We start from the raw sequence: 12,206 nt of genomic DNA, 5'->3' as shown, positions 1-12,206 counted from the left end.
CAACGCAGCGGAGGTAAAGCATAATGACTCCCGTTAATACTAAACACTATCTGCATGATGATGTCATCCGCAAACTTACCGAGCTTAAGCTTGCCGAGCTCTCCGACTATGTTGATGAGCTGTGCGCAGATCCCGAGTGCGTAAATCTCGATTTTATCGGCAAATTTGAAGTGATCACCAACCGCTTGTACCAAAACCGCATCAACGAGTTAATCAATAACTTGCTTAAAAACGCGACATTAAGAGAGCCGCAGGCTGCGATCGCCGGACTTTACTATGAGTCCGAACGCATGTTGTCCCGGGAGCTGATGATAGAGCTCGGGACCTGTGATTTTATACGCAGTCAGACCAACATCATCATCGAAGGACCGACCGGTGCCGGCAAGACCTATATCGCCTGTGCGCTTGCCAAAGCGGCTGTCGGCAAGTGCTATAGAGTCAAATATATAAGGCTTCCCGATTTGCAGCAGGAGCTTGAAGATTGTTATCACTATAACCGCTCTTTAAAAAACTTAAAGCAAAAATATATAAGACCGGCTTTATTGGTGATTGACGAATGGATGCTGCGGGCCTCTTCCGACAGTTTAAGTTCTTTCCTGCTTGACGTAATGGAAGGACGTTATACAACAAGCAGCACCATATTCTGCACTCAAAGTAAACAAGAGTCTTGGCACGCAATGCTTGGCGGTAACACCATGGCTGAGGCTATTATCGATCGCATCGTGCAGAACAGTCTCACCATTACTTTGGGAAATCTCAATATGAGGTCTTTAAGAAACCCGTTGATGAAGTATAAAAACGTAAAAGAATAAGGGGAGGAAAATATGAGGCGGGTCCTAATTTATAAACAAACAAGGTCCCGCAGCCTTAAAGGCTATCAGATCCCAAAAGCAAATTATAGCGGATCCTTAAAGCGGATTGAGAATGTAAAAATCGTGGATTGCCTGATCCTTTAGCGTGGAATATCCAGAAAACATAAAATTTTTCACACTATTTAATGTAGTCGGCAACTGTTGATGTATTGCTGTTTACGCAGCACTAAAGTCCGTCTGCTGTAAATCGGCAAAATCAGCTTTTTCTTGCAATAAAAAGAAAACACTATGTAAATCATACAGATACCCACCATTTACACTTATAATTCAAATAACCTGTTTTGCACATTATCTATTTATTAAAGTGTAAAGCCGCAAAGCCGAAAAAATGGTAAAAGAAATTTTATAAAACATATAGTTATTCTACTTAAGATTTAACAAAACTGTAAAAAGCATTATTTACAATAGTAGATACATTTTTACGTAACATATATATTTCATATCTGTAACCAGGATAAGAGCAAGTTTATTTAGCGCTGAACAGCTTTTAACCGCTAAAAATATTTACTCTTTACATCTTTTGATGTGTAAATATATTTCTTTACGCTTACAGCCTTAACTACAAAAACTTCTTTTATAAGTCGACAAAAACAGAAAATCTGTTATAAATTAGATAATAATTAACATACAAAGCAAAAGATCAAAATAAACTATCTTGCTTTAGCTTCGGTCTATAACATGACGGACGGACATTTAAAATATAATTAAGAGTAGCACTCTATTAATCTCATGCGTGCCTGCAAATCTGCAGACACGTTTTATTTCTTTACTAAAAGCTATTTTAGACTCCAGAGGTCGCTAAAGTTTCAAGCACCAACGATAACGCCTCTTTTACCGTTTGCTCTCTAACGTCTTCTCTACTTCCTTTAAAACAAAAAACTTTTGCAAAACAATTACTTTCCTTAGTACATACCCCTATACATACGGTTCCGACAGGTTTTTCTTTGGTTCCTCCATCAGGACCGGCTATTCCCGTTACCGATACGGCAATATCTGCATTGGAGTTGGCTAATGCCCCTGCAGCCATCTCTTTTGCCGTTTCAAGACTTACTGCACCATGTTTATACAATGTCTGAGCTTTTACTCCAAGCATTTGACACTTTGCTTCATTTGAATATGTTATAAATCCGCGATCAAAATAACGGGAACTTCCGGATACTGCTGTTATATAGGCTCCGATAAGTCCTCCGGTACAAGACTCGGCTGTTGCGATCATCTTATGATTATTAGAAAAAATTTTACCTAACTGTTTTGCAAGTTCTAAATTATCATTCATAGTTTTAACTTTCTTTTTCCCATATCCTTTAGAATTATAAGCACTTTTAGGATAAAAAAAACAACTCATGCATCCTTAACAAGAAACTCAACAATGTAAAAATGAAAAATAGATACACATCAACATCGCGAAGATAACTCATCTTAAATTGTCAATTTAAATTTTTAATCTAAAATTTACTCTCTTTATTAAAATTAAGCAGTGACAGTGAAAAATACTGTAAAATAAAGAAGAAATAAAGAAATCAAACTGATATATCGTATCAATCCACGATCCCATAAAGGAAGTAACATGAGTGGAGCGATGAATCTTTTATCAGCAATATGTTTCAATCCACGCGGGCTACTAAAAAGTCAAATTTTAAGGATTTTATAAAAATAACAATTTGAAATATAAATATATTATTTTTATTTTTTCTATAAAAGGACCTTTTTAGTCACCATCAACATTTACCGAAGGCTCTTTAATCCGTGCTATGGAGTTTCAATCCATGCTCCCGTGAAGATAGATAGCGACTATATTAAGTTTAAATCACTAAAAATCAATAAGTAAACTCTTACCTTTCGCTAAACTACTATAAACCTAAAAATTTTTGGCTTACAAAAACACAATTAAAAAATATTATTGAACTATTAAACAGTTATCAACACGCCAATCTACCTGAAAAATAATGAGAGCAGCCAATTAACACTATATTTTATTTTTGCAGATCAACTTTCTTGCAAATTTTTAATAAAACCAGTTAATTTATTCTCACTATTTTCCATGGAAATTAAACAATCATTTAAATCTACAAAAGACTGTTTTATTTCAATATTTTTCACAATCAATCTTGCCTGATTCAGCTCTCCCCAACCGAAAAGAGCATATTCGTATTCTTCATCTAGCGAACTTCCCGGACATAAAATTAGCGCATATTTTCCTTTCATTCCATAAAGATAAGCAAGCATCTGGTTAACATCGTTGCGTTCTAGCTCTCTATCGGCATCTATATAATTTTTATATTTAGCATCAACAATAATTGTATTTTTAGTATATCTGCCCCAATAAAAGTCAGGGAAACGTCTAATAGAATTAAACCTTAAATCAGATTCTTCCAAATTTTCGTAAGAGTTACCATTAATTTTTGCACCAAAACATACAGCCCCACTTCCGCCTAAATTCATTGGATGCTTAAATTCCAACTTAATCAACAAGGTAGCAATATATTCTTCCCAAAGCCACGCCATATCAATAATTAAACCGAAAAATGAACTTTCACTTTTCTTGTATTTAAAATCTTCACGCCTTAATATCGCAATACATAATTTTTGCAACATAACATATTTTGTATAGTATGGATGGACAACTATCTTTCTATTTTGTGCAATTATCTTGACACGATCTTGCTTTCTATATGATGAAGTTGAATTAATTAAAGCTAAGACGTTGCTTCTTGTTTCTGCCTGACGGTTTAATATACTGTTACCAAAAGATTTTTCTTTTATAAATTCAATTGTATGACGAATTAATTGCGTTACATCGTTATCCTGACTTAATTCACGACAATCATAAGCAATTCTTCCGTTGTTAGGCATATTGAGTTTTAAGTGCCTACTTATATCAATATTTCCATGAACCTTATCATTATTAAAAGATTTTTTCTGGTATTTTCTATAAATTCCCTGACTCATTGCATCATTTAAAAATTTTGGAAACAAACAAAATAATAAATTTAAAAATGATGCTTGCTGCATATTATGTTTAAAATCTACAAGATTAAATGCAAACACCTTACTTAACAAATAATGTAAGAAATAATCCTCCTGCTCATCTTTTGTTTCATCAATCTTACAAAAGCGTGAACAAATCGACAGTTGATTATTACTTTGCCCGATAAAACCCACTAAATTATTTGTAATAGCAATATCTTTACCATCTTCTTTTTGTAAATTAACAACAAATTGCTTTAATAAAGAATTAGTCACATCTTTATTTCCTGAAGTTAAAACAAATACAGAATTACCACTACCGTTTAATAATTCCGCTAATGTCTTTTCAGACAAAGTTCCCAGCCAATCCAGCTCTATTTTATTATTTATAGAATGTTTTGAATTATCTTTTAAAAACATATAAATAACAATATGTTATATTATTAGACCAAATCATATGCCTCTTTTAACTTTTTCAATTGATTTTGTGCATCAGGCATCCCTCTTAGATACTCAAACAATAAACCTTTAAGGTGATTATTCCATAGCTTTTCAAAAGCTCCAGAATAATGATTTAAACTTTCTGTTTCACCTTTTTTAATATAATTTTGAATCTTCAGAAAATATGCCGCACCGATATGGTATGCTGAATTTAAGCCATCTATACCATCCTGATTTTTTACATCATAGATTTTATTATTTAGTGCATCCATTTTCTTAAGACAAATTTCTTTTACATCATCAGACAAAGAATTAAGCATTGCTTTACTGTCCTCAGCACTGATTTCTTTAAAGACAAACCGTCTCCTAAGCGCAAAATCTATGCTTTCAACACTTCTATCAATATCATTCATCGTACCAATAATATAAATATTTTTCGGAACATAAAAGCCATCAGCAAAAACATCGTCTTTTGATACCAAATTCTGATATTGAGTTTTTACTTTGTTCATTTCTCCACGATAATCAGGATCTATCGAATAAAAAAGTTCGCCAAAAATTTTAGATAAGTCACCCCGATTTATCTCATCAATAATCAAAACATATGTTTTATTAGGATTTATGATAGCTTCCTTACATAAGGATTTAAAAATGCCATCCTCACGTCTAAAACCTACTATTGAGCTTTGAACATTTTGTACAATATCATCGCCGCTTTCATTATTCACATCATCGTTATATTCATCATTATCTGAACTTGGTCTTAAGCCCTCAACAAAATCAGTATAATCATATGACGGATGAAATTGAACAAATTTATAGCTGCCCAAAACCATAATTTTTCCGGCACCATCATCACGTTCACCTTCCTTAATATTAAAATTCCCATATAAGTGACCACAAAATTCATATGAAGAAAGATCTAATTTTTTTATTTTTTCTTCTGAAATTGTTTGTTTATAAAATTCATAAACAATTTTATTTTTATTAAAAGGGTTCTTTCCTTTTATTTGTTGCAAATTAAACAGATTAATTACATTGTCAAGATGCGGTTCACTAGATATAGGGAAAAATTTATCCGGCTGATACAACGATAAAACTTTTAAAATAAAATGACTTCGAAAATACCGTGAAAAATTAGCAATATCTTCAGGTTTTGATTGTACCATTGCAACTAACTTACCACGAATATCTTCAAAAATCTTTTCTATTTCCCAATCAGGATGTTCCTCTTGTAATTTTTTTGCATATCCGGCACAAACATATTTTTTTAGTTTTTTATTCCAATAAATAAGATATGTCTCAGATGAACCTGGTTAGCCACCTAAACATGATGTTCCTCGTTCTATCCACCAGCAAAAATTTTCTTTATTCCCTCTTCCAATACAATATTGTTCTAAAGTTAAACTTTTTAGATTTTCAATTGAAAACTTATTGAAAAAAGCATCAGTCGAAAGTTTTCGATTAATCTTCCATTGTTTTTCCTCTTCTGTATTAATGCTATTTAATATAGCTTCAATCAAATATTCTTTAGGACTAATCTTTTCACGTTCATAATTTATCTTATTAGCTAATTGTTTGGCTAAATAAGTTTTACCTGTACCGGGAGATCCTGAAAGAATTAAATTATAGTTTGCTTTTAAAAGTTCAAGACACTCTTGTTCAAGACACTCTTGTTCAAGAATTGAAATATCAGAAAAGTGTTGTTTAACCATAGCTTGATACCTTTTATATGACGTTAGTCTTCTTTCAGAAAGAGTTTCTCGAAGTGCATTTAGTTTTGCCAGAATTTTTTGATCACTAGGATCATCATGAGAAAATTCAACAATATTTTTATGCTTTGCTTTAAACTTGTCCCAATTTTTTAAAATCAGTTCCTTAATAGGAGCTAACGTATCTCCGCCACCGCATGCTACTATGCCTGCAACTCCTTGACCTCCCTGCACATCAAGTGAAGCATCATCAGAAAATTCACTACGAAAATCTTGCCAATCCACCCACTTAACAGGAAACAGACTTTGTCGATATTCATTAACTGATTCATTATAAAAATACACAAAGCCGCTGTTTTTAAATCCGTCAGGCTCTACCGGAGAGTTATTATCAACCGGCATCTGGGTAATGCCTTTTAACTCATTGCCTTCAAAAGCTAAAACAATATCTCCTGGATTGATTTTTGACATTAGAGCTTCAAACGCATTATAAGCTCTGTTCTCTTGAGGATTCAAAACCTTAATCCTTGATGAAATATCTTCATTGTTATGATATACAAAAGATAAATCACCAAATTCTCTCCATCCTTGAGATACACAGAATTGTTCTTTTAATTCTCTATATGATGACTCTGAATTTCTGCCGATACCAATCTTCCAGATTTTTAGTGCAACCATATCTTTATCTCAAAATATTTTATCTGTTTGTGTTTGTATGTATAAAAATAATATAAGACCAATCCTATAGCAAATTATGAATATTATCCCCAACAAACTTTTACATTACATTGAGAAAAATAAAATAAATCATCATCAGAATAAAAAAATCTAAATAAAATTGTGCTTTTTAAGCAGAAATTTTCTTTGCTTTCCTCAAGGCTATCTTCATGATCAACTAAATATAATCAACTTTTAAGCAATTTGCTAATCCTGTTAAAACCGCCGAAACTCCACACCTGAAAAAATTTCAAAAAAATATCCCCCAAAATTTTATGGCTTATTTATGCCGTCCATGAATGCGTTGTGTGCAATTTGCAGTGTATCTGAAAAGGTCTCTGAAAAACATTTGCTATTCTTTGCTCCCTTCAAAAAGGAGCCAGACAATGATCAGATATTTAAGATCTTTAAAGAACAAAACAAAACTACAAGCAGATCCGATAAATTCTTGTACCGATCCGGCTTTTTTCTTTCCTCATGAAATCATAAAAGAATGTCAGAATATTGTTGCCGAGGCTTTAAATTTTGACTCCGTAACCCATAAAAACGAGAAATTCACCCTTAAAAATAGCGATCATAATAAGCGGCTGAGCTATAACTTAACCGATGATAAAGGCGAACTTATTTTTAAAGTTTTTGATAACAATGCCAAAAGCTTTCCCGTAATTAGCCCGCAAGATCTGATCGCCAAAAACAGCGATATCATTGACGCTCTATACAGATCCCTGTTAATGGAAAATGCCTTTTTTAACAACAATATCCTGCCGTATATTAAAAGAGCCGCCTCTATCTGCCTTACTCTTCCTGCATCTGAAGGCTTTCATGATGCCCAGCCAGGCGGACTTTTTCGTCACTTGCTGTGTACAGCTTTTGAAAGCATTAATCGTTATTTTGATCATTACGACATTAACGATTCATTAAGAAAACGCAATATAAAATGCACTTTGTTTTTGGCAGGACTTTATCATGACATAGCCAAAGTCGTCACGGATTTTTCTATTTATAACAATAACAACGATCACTTCAATCCGCATATTGAAAGTCTGCATCATTTTTGCCTGAGAACCAAAGCTACGGAACTTATAGTGTTTTTCAACAGCTCACGGCAAAGCAATCATGATGAGCTTCACCTTATCGGATTATTTCTCTTAACTTCAGGCTTGCCGCAGATTTTTGCCTATATAAATGCAGATATACCGCTTAATGACTTTTACCTGAAAAAATCAGCTTTATTTAAAAGCGTGCAAATGGCTGATGCAAAATGCGCTAAAGCCAGTGCCTCAGTTGCAGGCCCCTACACGCTTAATATCAATACTTATCTTATAGGACTTTTACTTAAGTTTTTAAATAATTCCGACGTTAACGAGCTTAAAGATAAAGGAATTTTTGTCGTTCCTTACGGCATACTGATTGCTTATGACAGCATGGTCTTAAATGATTTAAATGCAGGCGCCCGCGAAAATTTCCGTGAAGAAAATAAAGAAAACCGCCAAGACTGGCTGCATCTGTCAAGACAATGGAGCAAACAAGGATATATTTTGGCAAGCGGCAAATATAAAGTCTATGCCTGGCATAAAGTCATAACCTCTCACGGTAAGTATTTTGTATACGGTCTTACAATTAAATTTAATGTACAAAGGCTTCAAAACATTAAAACACTTCTTAGTAATGCTATTCCGTTAGGAGAAGCTCCGTCTTTAATTAACGATCTTATTAAAAATTACGGAGATAAATATCCGGGAATTGTGTGTGTTGATAATAACGACCCTAAAATTACCGACGCCCTAAATCCTTATGAAAATGAAAAAGAAAATGAAGAAATTCTCATAACCCCCATTTTTGGTGAAGGCATTAAAGAAAGTGCAGAAAACGCCTATATGGCTAAATCACTAAAAGCACAATATATAGCTGATGAAAAACAGCAGGGAATACTTGATGCACAAGAAGTTATAAGAAAAAACGAACTTTCATTCCATACTGAATTTGCAACTGAAAAACTCAAAACCGGCAAATTATCCGATGTCTTACAAAGTCCTATCTTAAATAAAAATGAAGAAGAATCTTCCTCCCCTTTTGCACTTCCTGAAAATTTAGATGAAGAAGAAAATGAAGAGGAAAATGACAGAATCGATCTTGCAGAACACCAAAGCCCGGATGTGACTAAGCTAAACGGCGCAAAGGATTTTTACCAACAAGACTTTAAACATAAATCCTCCGTACAGCGCGATCTCTTATTAAAAAATAAAAATAGTCCTTATAAAACAACAATAAATTTCCCTAAAGTCCAAAAGATCGAACAACCCGGGATTTCTTTAAAACTTGAGTCATGGCTTGGTGACTACAACCGAAAACTCGTTAAACCGTCAAATTCTGACGAACTTGAAAACAATCAGGAGAAATAATAATGAAAGCCCCTTTCCTTTTTACTATTGACGCTGCAAGCGATATCTCATTTAGCACGCCTAAAATGAAGCGCTCGCTTTATTTATACGCAATTTTGCAGGGATACCTTATCGCAACAGCTTTTAATTCATACTTTGACGCGGTAATTTGTATCCTAAGCATTATATTACTGCCCTCACCTCTGCCTTATCTAATCAAGCGCTATCTGCAATTAAGAAAAAATAATAATTTAAACATTCTGACTATAAGTAAGCTTTTACAGTACAAAAGTAAACTTAGTGACGATCTTTACTTAGGAAACGGTTTTGAGTGGCTGCCGCGGCATACGAGATTACTGCACGAGCAGCTGCAATCGGGCCTTAAAAGCTACAGCAGCAAAAGACACGGCTCTTTTGCCCTGCAGAATATGGACTTTAAGAATGAAAAGCGCCTTTATATTCCGGTATCCGATCTTACCCTGCATACGATTATTTTCGGCACTACAGGATCGGGCAAAACGCGGCTTTTTGATCTGCTTACCGTCCAAGCAGTATTAAGAGGCGACACCGTAATCGTCATCGATCCGAAATCCGACAGCGATCTTTTATCCCGTATTACTGCCTGCGCCCGTAAAAACCGGCGAGAACGCAGTCTGCATGTCATTAACCTTGCAAATATTAAAGAATCATCAAAAATTAATCCGCTCGGCACTTACAACCGACCAAGTGAAATCGCCTCGCGCATAACTTCTCTGATGCCCGACAGTGGCAGCGCCCAATCCTTTAAAGCCCATGCTCACTCGGCAATTACCGCAGCCGTTGCCGCCCTTACTCTTGAAAATAAAAAAGTAAATCTTAAAAACCTGCTGCAATCGGTCAGTCACCAGGAAAGATTCGGCGTTATTTTGGATAATTACATAAAAGAACTGGTGTTATCTCTTAATAATCCTAAAGCCGAGCAGTTTTACCTAACCTTATACTCCAAAGCTGAAAAAGACGCCTTAGCCTCAACCAAAAACTTTAATAAGGAAAACGCTAAAGATCCGTTAAACCGCAAAGGCATTAATACCATCATTTTTCACCTTGAACTTGTTTATAACTACCTATGTGAACACAATATCGTTAAAACCGACGGCGATATCCTTACCCTATTCTCGGTAGCGCAGATGGATCCTTCCTACTACCAAAAACTTACGGCAAGCGTAATGCCGTGTCTTAGAACCCTGTGCGGCGGCGATTTAAACGCCATGCTCTCACCGCACAGCGACAACAGTAAAGAGATTACGCTTGATAACCTTATCTCAGGCAACGGCATCATCTACGTTTCCTTAAACTGCTTAAGCGATCCGACCTTAGGCGGATATTTAGGCAAACTTTTAATTGCCGATCTCTGCGCGGTGGCAGGAAAAATCTACACGAATTCCACCTATCACAACTCAGCCCAAAGACACAAGGTAAGTGTCTTTATTGATGAAGCCGGAGAAATGGCAGGCGAGCCTTTAGTGCAGCTTTTAAACAAATCCCGCGGCGCGGACTTTGCCGTAACTATTGCCACTCAAACTTTTTCAGATCTGGCAAAAAGAAGCGGCTCCGAGGATGCAGCACTGCAGATTATCGGCAACTGCAATAATAAAATCTCCTTGCGCTTAAAGGATGCAGCTACAGCCGAAATCTTCACAAAAGCCATGCCGCACACCTCAGTTCCGAGTCAAAGTTCATCCATCTCCTATATGGAAAACGATTCATCTTCAGGCGTCAATTACGGAGCAAGCCGCAGCATCAGTATGGAAAAGAGCCCTCTTTTCCCGCCTGAAGCTTTGCAATATCTGCCTGACCTTGAATTTGTAGGATTATTTGCCGACGGCAAAATCTTTAAAGGCAGACTTCCGCTTATTTCCCCTAATTAAAAGGAAAAACAATTAATTAACTTACCTATTAATCTTAATAAATAGTGGAATTTAATATCATGCATTACATAGTAAAAATCTTTTTTCTAGCCTTTATCTTTATGCTTGTCTCCTCACGCTTTACAAGCTTCCTGCCAAGATTTTCAGAAGTAACGCTTGCAGATGTACAAAATGAAATCACGGCAATAGAAAAGTTCACGCAAACGGAGCTTAAAGAAAAGCATGAAATAATTGCCAACATCAAAGAAAACATTAAAAAGAATAAAAACAAAAAATTACATAAATATGAAAAACCAAGTGATGAATGTTATACCGATCTTGTGTATGTACGTCTTGTGCTGACATTTAAAGCCGTGTGGCAGAAAGCATTAATATTTGCAGTGCTTGCCATGGTGATTTTCAATCTTAAAAAGGATATTGACGTAAGCCGCCATCGTTCTCCTTATCCGGTCAAATTTACCAGTTCACTTGCCTTAACAATATTTTCAAGTTTTGTCCTCTTTTTGGCAATTCAGACAAGATTTGACTTGGCAGAGCTCATGTGTGTTGCACAGGCAATTTTAATAATGCTTTTAGGCATCAAGTTTATCTACAATTTAGGGTTTAAGACGTTGTAGGAAATTAGGTTAAACGTAAAACTTTAATAATTCAGAAGACAAAAAGCTGATCTTTTTGATTTGATAACATATGCTGTTAAATTAAAAGATCAGCTTTTGTAGTCAAACTTAAAGTCTAAATTCCTTAGCTTTTTATACTATAAAGCTAGGGAATTTTAATCCCAGCTTTTATCACCAACGATAAATTCATCTAAATATATTCTCAATAGTTTCCAGCTTTACTTTCTGCAATTAGCCAAAAATATTTCAATTATCGTTATCGTGAAGATAGCGACGCTTTAAGCAGTCATCCGGTATTCCCCATTCATCATTTCAATCCACGCTATCGTGAAGATAGCGACAGTTCCAAGTTTAAATCAATTAAAATCAATAAGTAAATTATTAAATTTCACCAACCTGTTATAAATTTAAAAATTTCTTAATTACAAAAATATCATTTGAAAAATATTATTGAAATATCAAATAATTAGAGATGCGCCAATCTACCGTAAAAATAATGAGAACAACCGATTTGCGCTACATTTTTATAAGCAAATCATTCTTATTCAAATATAGTATATAAACTGATATGAAGTGACCGGTGTCAATACCA

Annotated in this window: 8 protein-coding genes; 4 read left to right on the top strand and 4 right to left on the bottom strand. The window is 34.8% G+C overall.

Annotation, left to right across the window (positions count from 1 at the left end):
• Positions 1 to 23: 23 nt before the first annotated feature.
• Positions 24 to 812 (top strand): ATP-binding protein, encoded by a 789-nt coding sequence (locus HMPREF9444_RS10370; protein ID WP_009144402.1) that lies wholly within the window; start codon positions 24 to 26, stop codon positions 810 to 812.
• Positions 813 to 1,653: 841 nt separating this feature from the next.
• Here HMPREF9444_RS10370 and HMPREF9444_RS10365 read toward each other — a convergent pair.
• From HMPREF9444_RS10365 to HMPREF9444_RS10350, 4 genes are all read right to left on the bottom strand, one after another.
• Positions 1,654 to 2,148 carry a CinA family protein gene (locus tag HMPREF9444_RS10365; RefSeq protein ID WP_040909573.1) on the bottom strand — a complete coding sequence of 165 codons (495 nt, stop codon included), beginning with the start codon at positions 2,146 to 2,148 and terminating at the stop codon, positions 1,654 to 1,656.
• A 710-nt stretch (positions 2,149 to 2,858) separates the two neighbouring features.
• On the bottom strand, positions 2,859 to 4,259 hold the full coding sequence (locus HMPREF9444_RS10360; RefSeq protein ID WP_009144400.1) for a 5-methylcytosine restriction system specificity protein McrC: 1,401 nt from the start codon (positions 4,257 to 4,259) through the stop codon (positions 2,859 to 2,861).
• Positions 4,260 to 4,282: 23 nt separating this feature from the next.
• On the bottom strand, positions 4,283 to 5,449 hold the full coding sequence (locus tag HMPREF9444_RS10355) for an McrB family protein (protein ID WP_009144399.1): 1,167 nt from the start codon (positions 5,447 to 5,449) through the stop codon (positions 4,283 to 4,285).
• 147 nt (positions 5,450 to 5,596) lie between these two features.
• Entirely contained in the window at positions 5,597 to 6,670 is a 1,074-nt protein-coding gene (locus HMPREF9444_RS10350) for an AAA family ATPase (protein WP_009144398.1), read from the bottom strand.
• A 425-nt stretch (positions 6,671 to 7,095) separates the two neighbouring features.
• On the opposite strand from HMPREF9444_RS10350, the gene HMPREF9444_RS10345 reads away from it, so the two are divergent.
• From HMPREF9444_RS10345 to HMPREF9444_RS10335, 3 genes are read left to right on the top strand one after another with little or no spacing between them, the layout of a single operon-like run.
• Positions 7,096 to 9,111, top strand: coding sequence for a TraI domain-containing protein (locus tag HMPREF9444_RS10345; protein ID WP_009144397.1), 2,016 nt, complete (start codon positions 7,096 to 7,098; stop codon positions 9,109 to 9,111).
• 2 nt (positions 9,112 to 9,113) lie between these two features.
• Positions 9,114 to 10,997 (top strand): conjugative transfer system coupling protein TraD, encoded by a 1,884-nt coding sequence (gene traD / locus HMPREF9444_RS10340; RefSeq protein ID WP_009144396.1) that lies wholly within the window; start codon positions 9,114 to 9,116, stop codon positions 10,995 to 10,997.
• Positions 10,998 to 11,056: 59 nt separating this feature from the next.
• Complete coding sequence (locus HMPREF9444_RS10335; RefSeq protein WP_009144395.1) at positions 11,057 to 11,614, top strand: hypothetical protein; 558 nt, start codon at positions 11,057 to 11,059, stop codon at positions 11,612 to 11,614.
• Positions 11,615 to 12,206 lie beyond the last annotated feature (592 nt).

The organism is Succinatimonas hippei YIT 12066, assembly GCF_000188195.1.
Taxonomy (GTDB): Bacteria; Pseudomonadota; Gammaproteobacteria; order Enterobacterales; family Succinivibrionaceae; genus Succinatimonas; species Succinatimonas hippei.
Note: the sequence above shows the minus strand (reverse complement) of the source record. Positions and strands in the feature narration are given on the sequence as shown.

Coding starts and splice junctions, on each gene's coding strand:
- HMPREF9444_RS10370 (WP_009144402.1), top strand. CDS start 24: ATGACTCCCGTTAATACTAAACACTATCTGCATGATGATGTCATCCGC.
- HMPREF9444_RS10365 (WP_040909573.1), bottom strand. CDS start 2,148: ATGAATGATAATTTAGAACTTGCAAAACAGTTAGGTAAAATTTTTTCT.
- HMPREF9444_RS10360 (WP_009144400.1), bottom strand. CDS start 4,259: ATGTTTTTAAAAGATAATTCAAAACATTCTATAAATAATAAAATAGAG.
- HMPREF9444_RS10355 (WP_009144399.1), bottom strand. CDS start 5,449: ATGGTACAATCAAAACCTGAAGATATTGCTAATTTTTCACGGTATTTT.
- HMPREF9444_RS10350 (WP_009144398.1), bottom strand. CDS start 6,670: ATGGTTGCACTAAAAATCTGGAAGATTGGTATCGGCAGAAATTCAGAG.
- HMPREF9444_RS10345 (WP_009144397.1), top strand. CDS start 7,096: ATGATCAGATATTTAAGATCTTTAAAGAACAAAACAAAACTACAAGCA.
- traD (WP_009144396.1), top strand. CDS start 9,114: ATGAAAGCCCCTTTCCTTTTTACTATTGACGCTGCAAGCGATATCTCA.
- HMPREF9444_RS10335 (WP_009144395.1), top strand. CDS start 11,057: ATGCATTACATAGTAAAAATCTTTTTTCTAGCCTTTATCTTTATGCTT.